The organism is Nocardioides sp. SRI_004 (assembly GCF_057586415.1).
The window spans coordinates 81739-101496 of record NZ_JBYCZV010000008.1 but is presented as its reverse complement, the minus strand read 5'-3'; the positions used below and the strand labels follow the sequence as shown (position 1 = coordinate 101496).

Sequence of the window (19758 nt, the reverse complement as noted above, 5' to 3'; positions counted from 1 at the left end):
GACAGCGAAGGAGGTACCGATGAAGGCCGAGCCCAAACCGAGTCGCGCCAGCGTCCTGCACGCGGTCATCGACACCACGCTTGCCCGACGAGACGGGCAGATCCCTACCGACATCGAGGGTATCGACAACTTCTTCGACGGCATCGAGGACCTTGCAAGCGCACTCCTTCTACGTTGGCACACACGCCTGATCGCATCGCTGGAACGCGGACTGTCCGATGAACCCGAGGATCGCGAGGAAGCCGTCATCGAGGCATGGCGCCACGCCACCTGGATCTACTGGGGCGTGCGAATGGTGATCGACGAACTGACGGAGAACCCACCGACCGAGACCATTGCCGAAGCCGTCCGCATGACCGCCCGCAACGACTGGGCAGCCATGGCCATCGCCGCCGGCCTGGCCAGCGGGTTCGACGAACCCGCCGCCCGCGTCGGCCATCGAATGGAGCTGGAGGCACGCCGCCGCAACCAGCTCGAGCGCAGCACGGCCCGGGACCCGCACGAACGAGGGTTTCTCATCAGACTCAAGGACGCGATCATCGGCCGCGCCTCGACCTCACCGCTCTCCGATACCTAGTGTCCAAGTTCCTGGGGAGTCGGGCCAATGTCATTCGCCGAAGCCACTGATCCGCGCGGCGGGCCCTAATCGAGCCTAGGAGCGGCCGGGGTTGGCGCGTTCACGCCGTCACCAGGTCCCGCGCCGGGACGTAGATGTTCCGGCGGCTCAGCCAGTCAGGCGTCTGTGCGCGGACCCGGTCCGGGGTGAGGAACGGGTGCTCGGGTGTCCACGGCGTGGGCAGCGATGAGCGGATCGACCAGGCCGGCGCGTCGAGTCCTGCCGACTCGAGTTCGTGAGCGACGACCGCAGCCAGCAATGCATCCCACTCGGCCGATCCGACCGAGGCGGGCTCGGCCGCCCATGAATCGAGGAGGATCTGGCGCAGTGTGTCGTCTTGTTCGCCGACGATCGCGTTGAGGTGGTCGCGGCCCTGGAGGAGCATCCGCCAGATCCACTCCCTTTCGCCGGCGAGGAAGTAGCCCCGCATCGCAGCAGCGGTGGCAGGCGCCGACATCAACCCACGGGCTTTCGCGGCGCCGAGAGCACGACCGAGCCGCTGGGCGCGGATGAGGAACTGGGCGAAGGGTCGGGTGTCGCCGGTGAGGTAGGTCGAGAGCCGCGGCGCCGAGGTCCCCAGTGCCCGGGCGAAACCGGCTTGGGAAAGGCCGCTGATGGTCACCGCGTCTCGCAGGAGGGTGATGACCTCGGCGCTGTCGCGGTCGAGTGGCTGTCCCATGCCCGGATTCTACCATTATCTAACTCGGTAACGGCTTCCCTCGCATCGATGCAACCAAGCTCCTCAGCGATCGGTCAGAGGTCCTTCGTGGCCAGGCTCGACAGGGCTTCGGCTATGACCTTGTCGCGGTTCTCGGCCGCGTGCTGATAGCGCAACGCTGCGCCGGCAGTGGAGTGTCCGAGGCGGGACATCAGTTCGGCCAGGGTTGCGCCAGTGCTGGCAGCCAGGACCGCTCCGGTGTGGCGAAGATCGTGGAACCGGAGATCAGGTCGACCGGCGGCCTCCCGGGCCTTGTAGAAGACCCTGTAGAGGGTGGCGGGCGCCAGGTGCTTCGTTGGGTCGCCAGCGGCAGGGAACAGGAGGCCATCGCGGCCTCCGGTGATGTTGTCGCTCAGGTGCGCCTTCACGACGGGGAGAAGGTGCGGTGGAATCGAGACGTCGCGCGTGCCCGCGTCTGACTTCGGCGTGCCGATGATGGACTCGCCCTTCACGCGGACCACGGCTCGGCGGATCTTGACGACGCCGTTGATCACGTCGAAGTCGTGGCGGCGTAGTTCGGTGATCTCTCCGAAGCGGAGTCCGCACCATGACGCGAGCAGGATCATCAGCCGGTAGCGCTCAGGCATCGCCTTCGTCAGTGCCTCGAGCTCAGCCAGGGTCGCAGGGGTGATCTGCTTGACGCGTTTCGTGTTGGCCGCGCCGCGAATGTGACAGGGATTGAAGTCGATCAGACGACGTTGCACGGCGTCGCCCAGGATCGTCCTGAGCAGGCCATAGGCATGTGCAGTGGCGGTCGGGGTCGCCTCCCCCATCCGGTAGTGCCAATCGTCGATCAGATCGGCAGTCACGTGCTTCAGGGCGACGTCGCCGAACGTCGGCAAGATCCGCGCGTCGAGAATCTGGCGATAGTGATAGCGAGTGCGCGGCTTCAACTGACGATGCGTGAGCCAGCGCTCGGCGTGCTCCCCGAACGTGAGTGGCTTAGTCGTCCTAGGCGGCGTCCAGTCCTCGTTGTTGATCTCGCGACGCCGATCGGCGAGCCACGCCTCGGCATCCTCAGCCGTCTCGAATGTCACCGATGCCTTGTGCCGGACTAGGTCGGGACCGAGGTAAGACGCCTGATAGCGCTTGCTTGGAAGCTTCCTGATCGCTCCGAACCCGCGCCTGCGTGGCATGCCCACTCCCCATTTTCGTGCAACAACGTGCAACAAGGATGGCAAAACCCGTGCATTTCTGTCCAGATGCAAAAGCGATACTGGATCCTGTTTCCGCAGGTCAGGGGCGTTTTGTCCACTAATGTCCAGTATCGCCGCATCCCGTGAAACAAGATTCAAACCCAGTATCGCCCACCAGCACTACGAACAGCCCCGACCTGCGGACACGCAGGGTCGGGGCTTCTTCGTTCTCCGGCGGCCCACCTCGACCCGCCCCTCTGACGTCATACGAACCGGCCGCGATGGCGCTCGGTCCGCATGACGTCCACACGGTCACCGATCGGGTGTGGCGACCACACCGAGGTCATCCACGGACGGCACGAAGTAGTAGGCGCCGGTCAGTGGACGGGTGTAGCGGGTCAGTGCGTCCCGCGGCCCGTCCAGACCGGCCATGCTGCGCAGCATCGCGTGCAGGGTGGACCGGGTGGCGCTGAAGCCGACGAACATCGTGCCGTGGTCGAGCACGGTGCCGTACGCCGTGTTGCGGCGCAGGATCGTGCCGTACTCGTCCTGGTCGGTCCTCGCCGCGTGGGACGTCGCGGGGCGGTCGTCGAGCTCGACGCTGTCGGCCTTCGTGCGTCCGATCACGGCCTCCTGGTCGGTGACGCCGAGGCTCATCCAGTCGGCCGTCTCGTGGGCCCACTGCTGCAGCAGCAGGACGGACCCGCCGGCGCCGGGCTCCCCCGGCGCGACCAGGACGCGGCTCGGGGCCTCGGACTGCTTGGGGTTCTCGGTGCCGTCGATGAAGCCGGTCAGGTCGTAGTCGCGGTGGTAGGACCAGCCCATCGTCTCGGCGACCAGCACGGCCTTGCCGGCGAGTGCGGTGACGATCTCGACGCCGCCGTCGAAGACCGCGTCCGGCGCCGGTCCTGAGATCCACACCCCGATGTCGTGCTGGGTGGCGGGCAGGGTGAAGCCGTCGGGGCCGACGACCGGCTCGGTGAAGCCGGTGACCTCGGCGGGCATCCGGCCGGGCGCCACCGTGGCCCACAGCTCGGGCCGGAACCCCGCCACGAGGTTGACCGCCTGCATCGAGGTCTCGCTCAGCAGGTGGTCGGCGACGGCAGCGACCACGTCCGCCGCGACGGCTCCGGGCGCGAGGTCCAGCTCGAAGTAGCCGTGGGCGGACGTGCCGAAGGCGAAGATCCCGTTCTGGGGGACACCCATGTGCGCTCCTTGTGGTCGTTGTCCGGACCGCCGGTCGCCATGATCCTAGGCTCCCGGTCGTGACCGACGAGACGCACGACGACCGGGTCCGGGCATGGGAGCGACACAGCGAGGTGCCGCTGCTCCTGCTCGCGGTGGCCTTCCTGGTCGCCTACGCATGGCCGATCCTCGACCCGCGGCTCGAGCCCGACCTGGAGACGACCCTGACGGCCGTCTCCTGGACGGTCTGGGCAGCCTTCGCCATCGACTTCGGCATCCGGGTCGCCCTGGCCAAGCATCGTGCCTCCTACGCCCGCCGGCACTGGTACGACGTCGCACTGATCGCGCTCCCGATGCTCCGCCCGCTTCGCCTACTGCGCGCCTTGGCGTTCGCACGGATCCTCAACCGGACCTTCACCCGCAACCTGGCCGGGCGCGTCACGACGTACGTCATCGGCACCGCACTCGCAGCATGTGCCCTCGGGGCGATCGCCGTGCTGGACGCCGAGCGGGACGCTCCGGACGCCAACATCACGAGCATCGGCGACGCGCTCTGGTGGGCGACCACCACCGTCACGACGGTCGGCTACGGCGACCGCTTCCCCGTGACCACGGAAGGACGGCTGATCGCCGTGGCGCTCATGGTCGTGGGCATCGCCGTCGTCGGCTCGGTCACCGCAGCCGTGGCGGCATGGCTGGTCGCCAACGTCGAGCGCGAGGCGTAGGGGCCGGGACCCCGTCCCGGCAGTTCGCGCCGTGGGAAGAGGTCAGCGCTCGCAGGCGGTGCCGTCGCGGTCGCGGTCGAGGTTCCTGTAGTTGGCCGAGTAGACCCTCTTGGCCCGGGCCGTCGTCGAGGGGCGGCCGTAGCCCTGGCGGACCTGCTTGGCCGCCGCCGTCGCGCTCTTGGCGACGCCGTGCGGGTAGACGCGGGTGAGCTTGGCGCAGCTGGAGTAGGTGAGGCCGGCAGCGTCGGCCTGCGGCGCGGAGAGCGCGACGACGGGGAGGGCGAGGGCGGTGGCGGCGACGGCCGAGACGATGCGTCGGGAGATCATGCCGGGAGGCTAGGGGGCCCGGCCCAGCCGCCGCAGCGAAATGGTGAGGGTTCGTCCGAACGTCCCGTGTGCACCCACCCGGACGGACCATCGAGGGACCGTCCCTCTCATCCGAGGGTCGCTGATTGGCCGGGTTTTCCGGACAGGATCGCCCTCCGCTGGGACAGTCAAGGAGCATGGAGCCGCAGGACGTCACGGGGCTCGAGCTCGACCGGCTCGCCCGCCGGCTGCTGGCTGCGCACGGCTGTGCCGACTACGTGATGAGCGACCCGGCCGTCGCCGCTGTGCTGGACGAGGTACGCACCGGCGACACGGCGCCGTTCGTGCGGCAGCTCCTGCGGTGGGTGGGACACGGCTGTTGCGAGCTGGGCCGGCTGGCCGGACGGCGCGGGCGTGCGTTCGAGCTGACGGCCCTGGCCGACGAGGCAGGCGAGTACGGCGTCCCGGCCGGCCTGGCGCGTCAGCTGGTCTGTTGCCTGCACCTGATGGAGCTGCCCGAGGAGCTGGCGGGAGGCGAGCTCGACCGCGCGATCGCGGCCCTGCTGTCGTCGTACGGCGTCAGCGCGATCCTCGGCACGAGTGGGTTCTTCGTCCTCGTCGCGATGCGGGCGGCCGAGCTCGAGCCGGGCCCGGCCACGCACCAGCAGGTGATGGCGCGCTGGTTCGTCGCGGAGGAGTGCGGTCGCTGCGGCGACTGATCCCCCACCGGCTCGCCCCGTGACGGTCCCGTGAAATGTGGCGGCACGACCCCATGTATCACTGTCGCCCGCCCGCGGATCCGGTTAGACAGGACACCAGACCGCCGGGCAACGGGCCCGGCCCCACCGCAGGAGCCTCCCCATGTCGCGCTCTCGGATCCTCTCCCCCGTCACCCGGCTCGCCCTGGCCGCCAGCGCGCTGCTGGTCGTCGTCCTCGGCCTGCAGCCCGCACCGGCCCAGGCCGCCACCACCTTCTCCGGCACGATCGCCCAGGGCATCGCGCAGATCCCGACGGCGGCGGAGAGCAACTCCGGCTACGACCGGGCCCTGTTCCCGCACTGGGTCGACGCCAACGGCGACTGCCAGAACACCCGCGCCGAGGTCCTCATCAGCGAGGCCGACGCCGCCGTCACCTACACCTCGTCGAGCAAGTGCACGGTCGCCAGCGGTCGGTGGTTCTCCTACTACGACCGAGCGACGTGGACGAGTGCCGCCGACATCGACATCGACCACATGGTCCCGTTGGCCGAGGCGTGGGGGTCCGGTGCACGCAGCTGGACGACCTCGCGCCGGCAGGCGTACGCCAACGACCTCGGCGACTACCGCACGCTCGTCGGCGTCACCGACAACGTCAACCAGTCCAAGGGCGACCAGGATCCCTCGACGTGGCTGCCGACCTACGACAAGTGCCGCTACGTCGCCGAGTGGGTGGCGGTGAAGATCCGCTGGGGACTGAGTGCCGACTCCGCCGAGAAGAGCGTGCTCAACAGCTACGCCGCCAGCTGCTCCAACACGATCACGGTCACCACCGCCTGAGCCCGCCCCGGACACAGAACGCTCCGCCCTGCTGGACGGCAGGGCGGAGCGTCCTCGCGCCCGGCGGTTGTGGGGTTCGTCGGGCGCATGTGGTTGGGGAACCGACGCTGACGGTAGTGGTTCCGCGCGGGTCCGGGCGCGAAATTCCGCAGATCTTCAGGAAACCGGAGCCGGGTCGCGATCAGGTCACGACCGTGACCTCGGGAAGACGTCGAGCGACCTGCGGTACATGGCGACGGCCGCCAGCTGCGACTCCGCTCCGAGCTTGCGGCGCAGCGACTTCACCTGGCTGCGCACCGTCGCCTCCGCCACCCCCGACGCCTCCGCGATGGCCTTGACCCCGATGCCGTCGTACAGGAAGCCGAGCACCTCGTACTCCCGATGGGTCAGCAGCTCCATGCGGCGGATCAGGTCGCGCTGCTCGTCGGCGACGTTCTCCCACGCCCGGACGGCCCGGGTCCGCACGGAGTCGGGGGTGGGCGAGCGGCCGGCGAGGGTCTCGCGGAGGGCGACGTTCAGCCCCGCCGTGGTGGTGCTCGTCGGCAACACCCCCACCGCGCCCGCCGACAGCACCGTCCCCCAACGGGCTCCCACGGGACTGTCGGTGAGGACGAGCCAGCGCACCGGCCGCCACGACACGAGGAGCTCGACGTCGCGCAGGAGGTCAGGGGTGCGCAGGTCGCACATGACCAGCCCGACCCGGGCACCGGTGAAGTCGAGCTGTCTCCGGTAGACCATCATCCGTCGTCGCTCCGGCCACTCGAGGACGGCGGGGAGGAAGCCCTGCGCCTTCAGCGCCGCAGCGATCGCCTGGCCGACCAGTCTCCGGTCGGACACCAGCACGACCCGGCGTGCGGTCGCATCACCGAATGTCGACGACGACACGATCGATCGTCCCACTGAACTGGTCCACCGAGTTGCGGTCGAGCTCGCCGCTCGCCGCGACCTTCGCGGCGATCGAGAGCGGCACGCGGCCGAAGCGGAGCTCACCCGGGTCGGCGTGCCTGACCCACTCCAGCGGCTCTCCCCCGGCGTCGAGGTCGGTCAGCCGCATCGTGACCTCGCCCTTGGTGACCGAGCAGGAGAGCCGGTACCACCGGTCCGACGTCACCGCCTGCTTCGACGCGACCAGCACGACGCCGCCGATGCCGGCGACCCGACAGGACGGCGTGCCGTGGTCGAGCTGCAGCTTGAGCTGTGCCCGGTCGCCGTACCGGCCCCACTGGACGAGGTTGTCGCCGTCGTCGCCGGGACGTGACGGCGCGGGTGCGTCCGCCCGGAAGTCGACCTGGAGTACGACGGGCCGCGAGCCCGGCTGGAGGGCGTCGGCGTCCGCAGGGTCCGGCCAGACGACGATCGCGGCGGCCTCGACGGCTCCCTCGGGTCGAGCGGCCGGCGTCCGCACCGCCCACCCCTGGCCCCGGTCGTGGGTCCAGGTCAGCTCGCCCCCGCGGGCCGTCACGACGGTCGTGTGCACCCGGGCGGTCCCCACGCTCCTCACCCGGGGTACGACGTCGCCGGGCACCACCGGTGCGTCGAAGTCGAACGCGACGTCGTAGCCGTCGAGCGCCACGTCGTCCTGGTCGCCGGACAGCACGGCCGGCGTCTCGCCCGCAGACCCGCCCGGAGACCCACCCGGCGCGCCGCAGGCGCTGGCGAGCAGGAGGACCGGAGCGGCGAGCACCACACCCCGGATGCCCATGGGCTCACCGGCCTCTCGACACGAGCGGGCTGGGCTCCGTGCGCGCTCGGGCTCCTGAGACGGTGGGCATCCTCGCAGTCTCCCTCCCACGCGTTCGGCCCGGACTCCTCCGACCGTAGGCCGACGGGGCGGCCGCGAACCGGTCGGCGGCGATAGTCACCCAAAATTGGTGAGTCGTCGTCCGCGCTCCGCAGGGTTCCCTTGCTCCATGGCGGAGGTGCCTGGGACCGAACCTCCGGCCACGAGGGCCGCTCGGCGCGCCTTCGTCGTCGGAATCGTGGGCCTGCCCGTGTGGTGGGTCCTCGGGCTCGCCTCGGCCGTGCCCCTGCTCGTCACCGTCCCGATGGCCTGGGACCTGTGGACCCGGCGCGGCCTGCGGGTCCCCCGGCACTTCGGCTGGTGGCTGCTCTTCCTGGTCTGGGTCGTCATCGGCGTCGGGACCCTGTGGGCGACGGCGCCGGGCACGGCCGACGCCGGCGGGGGCACCCGCATCCTGGTCTTCGGCTTCCGTCTCCTCTGGTACGTCGCCTGCACGGTCATGCTGCTGTGGATCGGCAACACGCCCGCCCGCTTCGTGCCGGACCGGTTGCTGCACCGTGTGTTCGGGTCGGTCTTCGTCGTCGCGGTCGTGGGCGGCCTGATCGGTGTGCTGCTGCCCGACCTGGCGGTCACGACCCTCGCCGAGCGGGTGCTGCCGGGTGGGCTGCGCAGCAACGAGTTCGTGCGCACCCTCGTGTCGGCCGAGTTCGCGGACGTCCAGAAGGTGCTCGGCGACGAGGGCGCCCGCCCCAAGGCTCCGTTCCCCTACACCAACACCTGGGGCAGCGTGATGGCCCTGTCCCTGGTCTACTTCCTCGCCGCGGCGGCGAGGGTCCAGCGCCGTTGGCACCCCGCGGTCGTGGCCGTGCTCGCGGTCGCGGTCGTGCCGGTGGTGCTCAGCCTCAACCGCGGGCTGTGGCTCGCCCTGATCGCCGCCGCTGCCGGCGTCCTCGCCCTCGCCGCGCTCCGGCGCCACACCCTCGCCCTCGCGGGGCTGGTCGGGGTGCTGGTCTTCCTCGGGGTGGCGATCACGTCCACACCGCTCGGCGAGACGGTGTTCTCCCGGCTCGACCACCCCCACAGCAACGACCGGCGCTCCCAGCTGATCGTGGCGACCATCGCCTCGATGAGCGAGGGATCGCCGGCGGTGGGCTACGGCAGCACACGGGACGCCGCCGGCACGTTCACCTCGATCGCCGGCGGTGCCACCGCCGACTGCGCGGCCTGCGGCGTCCCTCCGCTGGGGACCCAGGGCCAGCTGTGGCTCGTCCTGTTCTCCCAGGGCTGGATCGGTGCCGCCTTCTTCCTCACCTTCTTCGTGCTGGCCCTCGCCCGGACCGTGCGGTGCCAGACCCTGAACGCCACCGTCGCGACCTTCGTGGTCGGGATCTTCCTCCTGCAGCTGACCGTGTACGACACGCTCGGGCTGCCCATGATGCTCGTGATGGCCGCCGTCGGCCTGGCGTGGCGCGAGCGCGAGGAGGGTGCCCGCCTCCACCTCCCCAGCGGGCCCGCCGTCGCCATCGTCGCCGGGAGCGCACTCCTCGGCGCGGTCGTCGCCCTGGTCGACCTCTCCCCCGGGGACCGCCTCGCGAGCACCGTGACCATCGCGCTGACCACGGCACCGACGTACCTGGACGTCGGAGCGGACACGAGCGGCCCGGAGGTCGATGCGATCGCCGACGTGACGACCACCAGCAGCGTGGACACGGAGGCCGCCCTGCTGTTCTCCGAGCGCGCGCTCACCCGGGCGGGCAACCGCTCGGACCTCACCCCCCGCGAGCTCCGCCGCGGCATGACGCTCGCCGCACCGCCGCTGTCCACCGTGATCGAGGTGACGATGACGACCTCGGCGCCGCGCGACCCCTCGACCGCGGCACTGGCCGTGGCCGAGGAGTACCTCGCCGAGCGCCAGCGATTCCTCGACGCGCGCCGTGACGACCTGGCCGCGCGACTGGCGACGAACCTCGCCGCGACCGACCCCCTCGATCCGGCCTGGAGCACCTCGCGCGACTACCTGCGCGCGGCGATCGACCACCTCACCACCCACCACCCCGAGGTCGGTCGCATCATCCGGGTCAGCGACGTGCACCGCGTCGCAGACGACCGGTCCGTGCCCGTCACGACCGGCGGTGGCCTCGGCGGCCTGCTCGGCGTCGGCCTGACGGCCGTGGCCGGACATCGTCCCCGGAGGTCGCGATGGCAGCGGTGAGCCCCACGCGCGACATCTGGACCCGCGTCGCGATCGACCCGATCGCTGATCCGCTCGCCCGCATCCTCGCTCCGCGACAGCGGATCACCCCCAACCGGATCACCGCGGTGGCGGGCGCCCTCGGCCTCGCCGCCGCGGCCTGCCTGGCCGTCGGCCTGCTGCGCTTGGGCGGTGCGCTCTTCCTGCTCCGCTTCCTCGCCGACTGCCTGGACGGGAAGGTCGCCCGCGCCCAGGCGTCCACCTCGCAGCGCGGTGCCTTCCTCGACGTCGCGACGGACGTCGTGACCGTGACGGCGGCGTACGTCGCGCTGGTCTGGTGGGCCCTGCGCACCGACCACGTCCACCCGGCGCCCGCGCTGCTGCTCCTGGGCGCGCTGGGCACCTACGGCTGGTCGCTCGCCCACCGCAAGCAGCTGGCCGCGGCCGCCGGCGAGGGCACCGGCAGTGCCGCGTTCCCCCCGGCGTCGACGACGCCCGTCCTGGGCTGGTGGCTGCGCCTGTGCCACCGGACCCGGATGCGACCGGTCCCCTGGTCGGTCGAGGCAGAGACGCTCGCGCTCGGCCTCCTCCCGCTGGCCGGCCCCTCGGCGGCGGCCACCGGCCTGGTGGGGGCGGCGGCCTTCTACGGCCTGGCGACGGCGGTGAACCTGCGCCGCTCGTGGCGGATCGCGGGGCGCCTGGACGCCGCTGCCTCGCGCCGACCGGAGGAGGCAGTATGACCGAGCAGCCGGCCGTCCTTCCCGACGTCGACGTCGTGATCGCCACCCATGACCGGCCGCAGCTGGTCCGGGAGGCGATCGCGGCGGTCCTCGACCAGACCTACGAGGGACGGATCCGGTGCCTGGTGGTCTTCGACGGCTCGACACCGGACGAGTCGCTCGAAGTCCGGGGCGACCTGCGCTCGGTCGAGGTGCTGGCGAACCGGCGGCGGCGGGGCCTGGCCGGCGCCCGCAACACCGGCATCCTCGCGGGGGCAGGCGAGCTGGTCGCCTTCTGCGACGACGACGACCTGTGGCTGCCCGACAAGCTGGAGCGCCAGGTGGCGCTCCTCGTCACCGGCGGCCCGCCGACCTGCGTGAGCGGGGTCGAGATCGTCTACCAGGGCAGCCGGCACGTGCGGGTCCCGGCTCCGGAGGCGCTCGAGCTGCGCAACCTGGTCCGCAACCGGGTCATGGAGGCCCACCCCTCGTCGGTCGTCGTACGTCGCACGGCACTGTTGTCGAGCATCGGGCTGGTGGACGAGGACATCCCCGGGAGCTACGGCGAGGACTTCGACTGGATGATCCGCGCAGCGCTGGCCGGGGGCTTCCACCTGGTCACCGCGCCGCTGGTGCGCGTGCGATGGGGCGGGTCGCAGTTCTCGCGCAACTGGGCGACCATCGCGGCGGCCATCGACTACGGCCTGGCCAAGCACCAGGTCTTCCACGAGGACCCCCGGGCCCTGGCCCGGCTCCTCGGCCGCAAGGCCTTCGCCCTCGCGGCCCTGCACGACCGGCGAGCCCTCCCGTGCGCCGTGCGGTCGGCCCGCGCCTCGGCCCGCGAGCCGAGGGCCTATCTCGCGGCTCTCGTCGCCCTGCGGCTGGTCAGCGCGGAGCGCCTCCTGGCCGCCGCGCACCGCCGCGGCCGCGGCATCTGACCGCACTCCCCGTCCCCCATTTTGGGGGACACGATTCGTTCCGGGCCGGTTCCTGCCGATGGAATCCCTGCCGTACCACGCAGCGGCACACCGCACGGGTGTTCCGACAACGGGAGGGGTTGATGGCGTTGACGTACGCCAATCGAGGAGCATGGCTCGTGGCCGGGCTGCTCGCAGTGATCGCAGGAGTGTTGACCGTCGTGCCCACGGCGCGCTCCGCCGAGACGACCGCGATCCACACCAGCACGTTCGAGAGCAGCCTGTCCGGCTTCGGCAAGGTCGCCGACAGCCGCGTCGCGCTGTCGCGCGCCGGTGCCGGCAGGAACCAGAGCCGGGCCATGGTCCTGCGCGCCACCCGCACCGGCCCCGCCGCCACCCAGGCCAACCGGTCGGTGGGCGCGCATCCCCGGGGTGCCCGCTACACGGTCGAGGGGTGGGCACGCGCCTCGTCCCGCCGCGTGGTGGCGCTCGTGGTCCAGGAGGTCGCCGCCGGGAAGGTGGTCCAGTCCCGGGTGCTCCGGGTCATCGCCGGCCCCAAGGTCTGGCGGCGCGTCACCCTCGCCGTCACGACGTTGACGAGCGACTCGACCCTCCGGGTGCGGGTCCGCTCCCCCAAGCTGCGCACGGGCGACCGCGTCCTCGTCGATGACGTGCGGGTGCTCCGCCCGGTCACCAGCGGGACGGTCACGCCGCCCGCGACGGAGCCCTCCGTGCCGGGTGAGTGCGGCCATTCCGCGCGAGGCATCCCGGCCTGCGGGGTGTACGTCGGCGCCGCGCACGGGTCGAACACCGACCCGTCCGCGCTGGAGAAGACCCTCGGTCGCAAGCTCGCCGTCCGGCGTACCTACTTCACGGCCTCCGGAGTCGACAAGGCCGTGTCGACGGCCCGTACCGACCTCGCGGCCGGTCGGCTGCCGTGGATCAGCTTCAAGCTGCCCTACTCGTGGGAGGACATGGCCGCCGGGCGCGGCGACGCGTGGGCGAAGGACATCGCTGTCCGCCTCTCAGCGCTCGACGGCCCGGTGTGGGTCGCCTTCCACCACGAGCCCGAGGGCGACGGTGACATCCAGGCCTGGCGTCGGATGCAGGAGCACCTCGCGCCCCTCGTCCGCTCGACGGCCCCGAACGTCGCCTTCACCGTCGTGATGACCGGCTGGAACCAGTTCTACGGGGCTGCGGAGTACCGCCTGTCGGAGATCTGGCCGCGCGGCGTGAAGATCGATGTCGCAGGATTCGACATCTACCAGCAGTACGGCGTGGTGAAGAACGGCACGACGACCACCAAGTGGACCAGCTTCGACGACTACTACAGCAAGATCTCGAGCTGGGCGAAGACCGTCGGGGTCGACTGGGCGCTCGGTGAGACCGGCGTGACCGATGCCGCGGCAGCCGCGCGTCCGTCGGAGATCGTCGACAGCGTCCAGCGGATGGAGGCCTACGGCGGCGTCGCGTACAGCTACTTCGACACCACGCTGAACAGCGTCGCGAACTGGAGCCTGAGCACGACCACGAAGCGGACGTCGTTCGCGAACGCGCTCGCCGAGACCACGCGGCTCGACTGACGACTCACCCGACGAGCCCTGGCGGGCCTGCGCCGGTCGCGGACGACACCGCGATCAGGCCAGGCCCGCCAGGCGTTCGAGGGCGACCAGGGTGTGCTGCGCCCGCTCGGAGATGTGCTCGCCCTCGGGCACCTCGCTCAGCCGGAGGTAGCGGCAGAGGATCTCGACGAGGTACAGCAGGGCCCGGATGTGCGGCTCACCGCCGAGGCTGCGGTCCGGGTACGCCGCCAGGGTGAGCGCCCACAGGATGCCCTCCGCCGACGCGGGCGTGCCGGAGTTCATCACGTTCACCCGGTAGTGGAGCGGGTCCAGGCCGGACGGCACGCCCACCTCGAAGCGCTCCCAGTCCCAGAGCAGCACCCGCTCCCCGGCGAACGCCATGTTCCACGGCGTCCAGTCCCCGTGCCACGCACCGAACCGGACCAACCGCTCCCCGGCCATCGCCTCGACGACCTCCATGGCCTGTTCCAGCCGGCCGCGCGTCACCGGGTCGCCGATCGAGCCTGCCGCCTCCCAGCGGCTGGACCACCACGGGGAGGCGGCCAGCTCGACCTCGTCGAGCGCGAAGTGCTCGTCGAGCTCGGACATCGCGCGCTCCGGGGGATCCCACGCGCGACGGCGTCGGGACCAGGCCGACGGCTCGAGCGGACCGGTCGTGAGGATGGGGCGCCCGCGCCAGAAGGTGCGTGCCAGCAACGCCGGTGGGACCACGTGACGGAACTCGTGCTCGCCGACGCGGGCCAGCGCCTCGCCCTCGGCGACGACGTCGGTCACGGTGCTGTCGGACCAACCGACCTTCACGAACGCCCGGCACGCTCCGGACGTGTCGAAGACCTGCAGCACGGGCTTCCGGTTCACCCGCGCCGTGCCGATGCTGATGCTGAAGGTGACCTCCGTGCCCAGCACCTCCGCGAGGTGCTGGGCCAGGCTGTCGTCACCACCGCGGATCTCCACACGGTTCCGCAGCAACGCCGGCGCCGAGCGGACCGCGGCACCCGCAGCCGCACGTGACGCCGACTCCCACCAGGTCGACGCGGTGCTGAACCGTCGCAGCGAGGCGCCCGCTGCGACGGACGTCTCGACCGGCACCAGGACCGTGGGCACCTGTGACCTGCTGATCACGGCGTAGCGGGCCCGGACCGGGCGGTCGTCACCGGTCCGTCCGGCGGGGACCACCTCCGCCCCCGGCCACAGCTCGGCGGCTGTCTCGAGGAGCTCCACGGCAGGTCACCCGGCTCCCGCGCCGTCGTCGCGCACGCACGCGAACAGGTGCCGGCCGTAGTTCTCGGCGTACGGACCGACCGCGTCGCGGTCCGGGCCGAGGTCGAGCACCGCGTCGAAGGTCGAGTTCTCCAGCAGGAAGTTGCGGATGTGCTCGGGGTTCCAGCCCCGGAGCGAGGTCCGGAACCACTTCTCGTGCTCCTGCCCGGTGTCGAGGAACAGCACGCGCCCGGTCGCCCGGTCCAGCAGGCGCACCAGCTCCGCGGGCTCGCAGCTCCCACGGCCGAGGACGAAGTGGTGCAGCAGGCTGAAGCAGGACACGACGTCCCAGCGCTCCTGGGTGCCCCGCAGGATCCAGGCCGCGTCGCCGATCCGGATCCGGTCGGGGTCCTGCCCGTAGACGAGGCGGCCCACCGTCGCACCGAGCGAGTCCTGCTCGATCCCCTCCGCCTCGAAGCCGAGGTTCCCCATCTGGTGGACGAACCACCCGTAGCAGCTCGCGACGTCCAGGTAGGTGCCGGAGAGCTCGGGCAGCTGGTGCCGCAGGAAGGTCTCCATCGCCTCGAGGCGATCGGCGCAACACCGCACCGTCGGCCACAGCGCCTCGAGCTCGGGCGCGTCGATGGGTTGGTAGAGCTCCTGGCCACCCTTCAGCCAGGACATCCGGCGCAGCAGGTCCTGCAGGGGCGTCGTCACCCGTCCCCGGCGCACGCGCACGGGCATCGTCGTCATCCCGGCAGCGGCCGCGAGCGCGATCCGGTGGTGCCCGTCGAGCACCTGGAAGCAGTCGGAGTCGGCGATCGGCACCACCAGGACGGGCAGTCCGGGGGGCGAGTGGTGGTCGCCGGTCGGGACCTCGGTCTGCTCCCCCGCCGCTCTGGCGAGGAACTCGCGCGCCTGCTCGACCACGCCCGCCTCGTCGGTCGCCGAGAAGTAGCGACCGGTGTGCCGGATGCAGGTCATCGCCATCCGGCCGTACGACGACGACAGGATCTGCTGGTCGGTCCGCTCCGAGCCCCGGGCGAGCACCTCGGCGTGCGGGCCGTCGACCACGGGTCGCGAGGGCCACATCGGGTCGCCGAGCGCTGCGGCGAACTGGTGCCCGGTCGTGCCGTTCTGCCCACCGAGCAGGAGACGGGACACCGGGACCTGGCGGCTTCCCGGGTGCCACTTGGCGGCGCGAGCCAGACGATGGCGCGTCTCTGCGCTGAGCATCGCACCCCCGACTCGTGGTGTGTTGAGAGCCGTCATGCTGATTCCTTTCGCCAGCTGGGGAGATGTCCCAGGAGCTCGGCAAGCTCCGCGTCGTGCGGATCGAAGTGGGCGCGCAGCGTCGCGACCAGGGAGGCTGGGAGCGGCGCGCCCGGACGCTCGTTCCAGCGCCCGACGTGCTCGGGCCGGTGGACCGCCAGCCCGAGTCGCTCCTGGAGGCCGACGTACACCGCGACCGGGTCCGCGAACAGCTCGTCCGCATCGACGACGAACACGTTGTCCGCCCCGACCGCGTCGACGAACCGTCGTACCTGCGCGGCGTACTCGCCGCGCTGCAGGTATGCGAAGTGGCGGTGGGCGTAGCTGACGCTGGTCGGGTCGGCCGCGAGCAGCTCGGTGAGGCCGGACGTGCGCTCCTGCTCCTTGCCGACGGCCTCGCTGAACGACAGGGTCTCGAAGCCACGCGCCAGCTCGTGCCGGTGGGCCGAGTACGCGCGTGCGACGGGGTCGCGGACCAGCACGACCACCCGGCACCCCGGGAGGTCGCGCGCGATGCGCTCGGCCGCGAGCGGGTGGAACAGGTAGTAGCCGCTGCACTCGAAGGCGATCTGACGCCACCTGCCCGGTCGTCGCAGGGGGAAGTGGGCGCGGTACCACCGGGCGCCGTGCCGGTAGCCGTCGTCGAAGTAGCCGGTTCCCTTGCTCACCGACGGCCGGCTCAGCTGCGGGTGGTCGCTCAGGAGCCGGAACAGGGTGGTCGTGCCGGCTCGCTGGGCGCCCACCACGACCAGTCCCGGTCGCTCCCGCAGGTCGGCCGTCAGCCAGCCCCAGGCCAGGAGCACGGCGCGGGCCGCGCGGCGCGCCGGCAGGGGCAGGCGCTGGCGCAGCCGGCCGGTGATCGTCCGGATCATGTCGTGACCACCTGCTTCCCGTGCCCTCGCAGCCCGGCGACGAAGAGGTCGATGGCGAGCGGCTCGCGCAGCCGCCACGCGACCGCGAGGTATCCGGCACCCACGAGTCCGGAGGACAGCAGCCAGGTCACCGGTGCCAGGTCGAACGCGAACTGGAGTGCCCCGAGCGGCAGGAGAATGCATCCGACCGGCAGCGCCGCCGCGCCGAGCAGCGTCCTGACCGGGAGGGCGAGGCCGATGTCCGCTCGGAGCTGGACGGTCGCCAGGATGCAGCGCACGACCACGGCCACCACCCAGGCCACTGCGGCACCGGCGATCCCCACCCGCGGCACCAGCACCAGGCACAGGGCCACGTCGATGGCCAGCGCGACCAGGGTGTTCGCGAGGCTGCGCCCGCTGCGACCGGTCATCAGCAGCAGGGTGTCGACGGGCCCCGAGGCCACCGCGGCCAGCATGCCGCAGCACATGACGACGGCGACCGCGCGGGACTCGACGCTGTCGTAGCCGTCTCCGAACCAGCCCAGGTAGCCGGCCGGCGCGGCAGCGACGCACAGGTAGATCGGCCAGGCCGAGAGGATGCTCCAGCCCGTCGTGACGGCGAACACCCGGTCGAGCAGTGCCCGGTCCCCGCCGGACCCGCCGGACTCGTCGGACGCGCCGGACTCGCCGGAGCCGGCGAGGATCATCGTGAAGCGCGGCTGCACCACCGTGGAGACCGCCTGGTTGGCCAGCTGGCCGAACACCACGAAGCGCGTCGCCACGGCGTACAGGGCGGCATCGGCCGGCGAGAGCAGCCAGGCCACGATGACGATGTCGGACTTCTGGATGGCGATCTGTGCGACGCGCGCCGCCGCACGGGGCCAGGTGAAGCGCCAGAAGACCCGGGGGGCGACGTCGTCGCCTGCGCCGTCGAGCGGGACCGGCGGGCGCGCGAGCACCCGGCGGAGCGCGCGCAACGACAACAACGCGCTCGCGGCGTAGCCGGCCGCCCAGGCCGTTGCGATCGCCGCACCCGAGCCCGCCGTGGCCACGGCGAGAGTCACCAGCAACAGCTGGATCGCGGGGCGTGCGACGCGGTCGATCAGCACCGTCGCCCGGAACAGGGCGTGGGCCCGGATGACGGCCAACGCGAGATCCGACAGCGCCGCCAGCGGCAGCGCCCAGACCAGCCACCGCGCATCGGGCGAGACCACCGCCACGACCGCAGCGATCGCGAGGGCCACCACCACGACGGGCACGGATGCGGTCCGCACCAGTGCCCGGACCGCGCCGCGGCTCCCGGTGCGCAGCACGAAGCGCGCGAGCCCGGTGTCCGTGCCGAGGCCCGACACCGCCAGCGCGATCAGGAACACCGCGGACGCCGTGAAGAACCGGCCGGCCGTCTCGGTGGAGACACTCCTCGTCACCACGAGGACGAGGGCGAATCCCGCGACGGTGCTGACCACCGCACCCAGCAGCGTGCCCGCACTCCCCCGTGCGACCGCCCGGAGATGGACGTGGGAGCGTTCGGCGAGCTCCGGATGGTTCACGCGTGCCCTGCCTTCCCGCCCTGCCGGGTGCGGACGGCGACCGCACCGCACAGGTCGCCGCCCTGGCGGTCGATCTCCGCCTGGACGTCCGCCAGCTCGACCCGGGTCGATTCGCCGGGAGCCACCTCCATCACCACCGTGCGGGACGCGTGCAGGATCGCGCGGCCGACGGGCGTGGCCAGCGGGGGCGAGCTGACGACGACCAGGTCGGCGCGCTTCGCCAGCTCCTCCAGGCAGGTGCGCATCTGCGCCGAGGCCATCAGGTCGGCGAAGCCCGACGTCGCGTGCTCCGCCTCGACCGGCTGCAGACGGCTGCGGAACTCGGCGACCTCGACCAGGACGTCGCTGGCCGCGGCCTGGGCCAGCACCAGCTCGACGAGGGCCGTACGATCGGCCTCGTTCTCGAGGTCGACGGCCACCACTTCGTAGCGGGCCCGCGTCAACGACGCGACCAACGGCTCGAAGGTCGCCGAGCGACCCGTCGACAGCGGGGCGACGGCGACCACGAGTGGACGGTCGGGTCCGCCGTGGAGCACTGCGGACCTGATCCGGGCGATGACGTCGTCCTTGCTGCGGACCGGCTCGGAGACGGCCCCGAGCGGGACGACCCCGGCGTCGGCCAGGTCGTCGAGGTCCCGGATCATCGTCGCGGCGCGCCGCCCCGAGCGTGCGGCGGCCACTGTCAGGCAGAGGGCGAGGCCGGCCACGCCACCGGCCATGGCCATCACCACCGGGCTCGCGAGGGGCCCGGGCTCCACGACGTGCCCCGGGGTGACCACCTGACCCGGGTCCAGGCCGATCGCCTGTGCCGTCGCGAGCTGGGCGCGCAGCGACCCGATCTGGACCACGATCTCCTGGACCTGCTGCTCGACGAGCCGCCGCTCGGGCGCCGACGACGACAGCTTCGCGAGCCGTGCCAGCGCCGCCTTGCGCTCGTCCTCACGGACCTCGACGAGCTCCTCGATCCGCGAGGTCCTCCCGAAGATGGACGACTCCGTGCGCGCCCTGCGGAACTCGAGGTACACCTCGGCGAAGGCCGTTGCGCGCGCCACTGCCGTCGCCTCGTCCGCCGCGGTCACCGTGATCTCGAGCAGCTGGGTGTTCGGCGGCACGGCCACGGATACGCTGGACAGCAGCGCGGCCGCGGTCCCGGGTGCGTCGAGCCGCTCGAGGACGGCACGGGCGACGGCATCCGACCTCAGCACCTGCGCCTCGGTCTCGAGGTTGACCAGGTCGTCACCCCGGCCGCCCGGGCTGTACGCATTGCCCTCCAGCGGGTGCAGCATGATCGTCGACGTCGCGACGTGCTGCCGGTCGGCCAGCAGCGCCCAGGCCCCGCCCGCGAGCGCGCCCAGAGCGCAGACCACGCCGACGGCGGAGGCCAGCACCAGAACCCGGACGCTGCGTCCCGAGGGACGCCCCGTGGTCATCCTGGCCATACCGAATCACCGCCGTCGAACGGTCCAGCGCCGGGCCGGTCACCCGACGACCGGATCATCATGGGCAAGGTCC

General features: G+C 71.8%; 19 protein-coding genes. 8 read left to right on the top strand and 11 right to left on the bottom strand.

Translation table 11 applies throughout. From position 1 onward, the window contains the following. Nucleotides 1–19 precede the first annotated feature (19 nt). On the top strand, nucleotides 20–577 hold the full coding sequence (locus tag AC2YHB_RS12740) for a hypothetical protein (RefSeq protein WP_056756832.1): 558 nt from the start codon (nucleotides 20–22) through the stop codon (nucleotides 575–577). 100 nt (nucleotides 578–677) lie between these two features. On the opposite strand, the gene AC2YHB_RS12735 is transcribed toward AC2YHB_RS12740, so the two are convergent. From AC2YHB_RS12735 to AC2YHB_RS12725, 3 genes are all read right to left on the bottom strand, one after another. Then, nucleotides 678–1238, bottom strand: a complete 561-nt coding sequence (locus AC2YHB_RS12735; protein WP_257751206.1) for a hypothetical protein — start codon at nucleotides 1236–1238, stop codon at nucleotides 678–680. Between the two features lie 131 nt (nucleotides 1239–1369). Next, nucleotides 1370–2470 (bottom strand): tyrosine-type recombinase/integrase, encoded by a 1101-nt coding sequence (locus AC2YHB_RS12730; RefSeq protein ID WP_056757064.1) that lies wholly within the window; start codon nucleotides 2468–2470, stop codon nucleotides 1370–1372. Nucleotides 2471–2782: 312 nt separating this feature from the next. Next, on the bottom strand, nucleotides 2783–3676 hold the full coding sequence (locus AC2YHB_RS12725) for a Dyp-type peroxidase (protein WP_179651698.1): 894 nt from the start codon (nucleotides 3674–3676) through the stop codon (nucleotides 2783–2785). A 59-nt stretch (nucleotides 3677–3735) separates the two neighbouring features. Between AC2YHB_RS12725 and AC2YHB_RS12720 the strand changes: the two genes are divergently transcribed. Then, entirely contained in the window at nucleotides 3736–4380 is a 645-nt protein-coding gene (locus tag AC2YHB_RS12720) for a potassium channel family protein (protein WP_218864782.1), read from the top strand. 42 nt (nucleotides 4381–4422) lie between these two features. Here the strand turns inward: AC2YHB_RS12720 and AC2YHB_RS12715 are convergent, their stop codons facing one another. Next, a complete protein-coding gene (locus AC2YHB_RS12715) occupies nucleotides 4423–4707 on the bottom strand; it encodes an excalibur calcium-binding domain-containing protein (RefSeq protein ID WP_179651700.1) in 285 nt (94 codons plus the stop codon). 176 nt (nucleotides 4708–4883) lie between these two features. Between AC2YHB_RS12715 and AC2YHB_RS12710 the strand changes: the two genes are divergently transcribed. Next, a complete protein-coding gene (locus AC2YHB_RS12710; protein WP_179651701.1) occupies nucleotides 4884–5405 on the top strand; it encodes a hypothetical protein in 522 nt (173 codons plus the stop codon). Nucleotides 5406–5547: 142 nt separating this feature from the next. Next, nucleotides 5548–6222, top strand: a complete 675-nt coding sequence (locus AC2YHB_RS12705; RefSeq protein ID WP_179651702.1) for an HNH endonuclease family protein — start codon at nucleotides 5548–5550, stop codon at nucleotides 6220–6222. Nucleotides 6223–6408: 186 nt separating this feature from the next. Here AC2YHB_RS12705 and AC2YHB_RS12700 read toward each other — a convergent pair whose 3' ends face one another. Continuing rightward, nucleotides 6409–7107, bottom strand: a complete 699-nt coding sequence (locus tag AC2YHB_RS12700) for a helix-turn-helix transcriptional regulator (RefSeq protein WP_179651703.1) — start codon at nucleotides 7105–7107, stop codon at nucleotides 6409–6411. Beyond that, a complete protein-coding gene (locus AC2YHB_RS12695; RefSeq protein ID WP_179651704.1) occupies nucleotides 7085–7924 on the bottom strand; it encodes a hypothetical protein in 840 nt (279 codons plus the stop codon). Before AC2YHB_RS12695 ends, AC2YHB_RS12700 begins: the two co-directional genes overlap by 23 nt. 208 nt (nucleotides 7925–8132) lie before the next feature. Here AC2YHB_RS12695 and AC2YHB_RS12690 point away from each other — a divergent pair, with 208 nt between their 5' ends. The 4 genes from AC2YHB_RS12690 to AC2YHB_RS12675 all read left to right on the top strand — a co-directional run bounded on the left by AC2YHB_RS12690 (nucleotide 8133) and on the right by AC2YHB_RS12675 (nucleotide 13373). Continuing rightward, nucleotides 8133–10175 (top strand): hypothetical protein, encoded by a 2043-nt coding sequence (locus tag AC2YHB_RS12690; RefSeq protein ID WP_179651705.1) that lies wholly within the window; start codon nucleotides 8133–8135, stop codon nucleotides 10173–10175. Then, complete coding sequence (locus tag AC2YHB_RS12685; protein WP_179651706.1) at nucleotides 10163–10894, top strand: CDP-alcohol phosphatidyltransferase family protein; 732 nt, start codon at nucleotides 10163–10165, stop codon at nucleotides 10892–10894. The genes AC2YHB_RS12690 and AC2YHB_RS12685 overlap by 13 nt, the downstream gene beginning before the upstream one ends. Continuing rightward, on the top strand, nucleotides 10891–11811 hold the full coding sequence (locus tag AC2YHB_RS12680; RefSeq protein WP_179651708.1) for a glycosyltransferase family 2 protein: 921 nt from the start codon (nucleotides 10891–10893) through the stop codon (nucleotides 11809–11811). Before AC2YHB_RS12685 ends, AC2YHB_RS12680 begins: the two co-directional genes overlap by 4 nt. Nucleotides 11812–11933: 122 nt before the next feature. Next, complete coding sequence (locus AC2YHB_RS12675) at nucleotides 11934–13373, top strand: cellulase family glycosylhydrolase (RefSeq protein ID WP_179651710.1); 1440 nt, start codon at nucleotides 11934–11936, stop codon at nucleotides 13371–13373. A 54-nt stretch (nucleotides 13374–13427) separates the two neighbouring features. Here AC2YHB_RS12675 and AC2YHB_RS12670 read toward each other — a convergent pair whose 3' ends face one another. The 5 genes from AC2YHB_RS12670 to AC2YHB_RS12650 are packed head-to-tail and all read right to left on the bottom strand — an operon-like array spanning nucleotide 13428 to nucleotide 19685. Beyond that, on the bottom strand, nucleotides 13428–14594 hold the full coding sequence (locus tag AC2YHB_RS12670; protein WP_179651712.1) for a hypothetical protein: 1167 nt from the start codon (nucleotides 14592–14594) through the stop codon (nucleotides 13428–13430). Between the two features lie 6 nt (nucleotides 14595–14600). Beyond that, nucleotides 14601–15845, bottom strand: a complete 1245-nt coding sequence (locus tag AC2YHB_RS12665) for a class I SAM-dependent methyltransferase (protein ID WP_179651714.1) — start codon at nucleotides 15843–15845, stop codon at nucleotides 14601–14603. Beyond that, complete coding sequence (locus AC2YHB_RS12660; protein ID WP_036544927.1) at nucleotides 15842–16717, bottom strand: sulfotransferase family protein; 876 nt, start codon at nucleotides 16715–16717, stop codon at nucleotides 15842–15844. Before AC2YHB_RS12660 ends, AC2YHB_RS12665 begins: the two co-directional genes overlap by 4 nt. Further along, the gene (locus AC2YHB_RS12655) at nucleotides 16714–18246 is read right to left on the bottom strand and encodes an oligosaccharide flippase family protein (RefSeq protein WP_179651716.1); all 1533 of its coding nucleotides are present in this window, start codon (nucleotides 18244–18246) and stop codon (nucleotides 16714–16716) included. Before AC2YHB_RS12655 ends, AC2YHB_RS12660 begins: the two co-directional genes overlap by 4 nt. Further along, the gene (locus AC2YHB_RS12650) at nucleotides 18243–19685 is read right to left on the bottom strand and encodes a hypothetical protein (RefSeq protein ID WP_487354039.1); all 1443 of its coding nucleotides are present in this window, start codon (nucleotides 19683–19685) and stop codon (nucleotides 18243–18245) included. Before AC2YHB_RS12650 ends, AC2YHB_RS12655 begins: the two co-directional genes overlap by 4 nt. Between the last annotated feature and the right edge of the window lie 73 nt (nucleotides 19686–19758).

Bases quoted from the DNA above. Each gene is read 5' to 3' on its own strand.
- AC2YHB_RS12710 (WP_179651701.1), top strand. From the start codon at position 4,884: ATGGAGCCGCAGGACGTCACGGGGCTCGAGCTCGACCGGCTCGCCCGC.
- AC2YHB_RS12705 (WP_179651702.1), top strand. From the start codon at position 5,548: ATGTCGCGCTCTCGGATCCTCTCCCCCGTCACCCGGCTCGCCCTGGCC.
- AC2YHB_RS12690 (WP_179651705.1), top strand. From the start codon at position 8,133: ATGGCGGAGGTGCCTGGGACCGAACCTCCGGCCACGAGGGCCGCTCGG.
- AC2YHB_RS12740 (WP_056756832.1), top strand. From the start codon at position 20: ATGAAGGCCGAGCCCAAACCGAGTCGCGCCAGCGTCCTGCACGCGGTC.
- AC2YHB_RS12715 (WP_179651700.1), bottom strand. From the start codon at position 4,707: ATGATCTCCCGACGCATCGTCTCGGCCGTCGCCGCCACCGCCCTCGCC.
- AC2YHB_RS12660 (WP_036544927.1), bottom strand. From the start codon at position 16,717: ATGATCCGGACGATCACCGGCCGGCTGCGCCAGCGCCTGCCCCTGCCG.
- AC2YHB_RS12685 (WP_179651706.1), top strand. From the start codon at position 10,163: ATGGCAGCGGTGAGCCCCACGCGCGACATCTGGACCCGCGTCGCGATC.
- AC2YHB_RS12695 (WP_179651704.1), bottom strand. From the start codon at position 7,924: ATGGGCATCCGGGGTGTGGTGCTCGCCGCTCCGGTCCTCCTGCTCGCC.
- AC2YHB_RS12675 (WP_179651710.1), top strand. From the start codon at position 11,934: ATGGCGTTGACGTACGCCAATCGAGGAGCATGGCTCGTGGCCGGGCTG.
- AC2YHB_RS12680 (WP_179651708.1), top strand. From the start codon at position 10,891: ATGACCGAGCAGCCGGCCGTCCTTCCCGACGTCGACGTCGTGATCGCC.
- AC2YHB_RS12665 (WP_179651714.1), bottom strand. From the start codon at position 15,845: ATGACGGCTCTCAACACACCACGAGTCGGGGGTGCGATGCTCAGCGCA.
- AC2YHB_RS12730 (WP_056757064.1), bottom strand. From the start codon at position 2,470: ATGCCACGCAGGCGCGGGTTCGGAGCGATCAGGAAGCTTCCAAGCAAG.
- AC2YHB_RS12725 (WP_179651698.1), bottom strand. From the start codon at position 3,676: ATGGGTGTCCCCCAGAACGGGATCTTCGCCTTCGGCACGTCCGCCCAC.
- AC2YHB_RS12650 (WP_487354039.1), bottom strand. From the start codon at position 19,685: ATGGCCAGGATGACCACGGGGCGTCCCTCGGGACGCAGCGTCCGGGTT.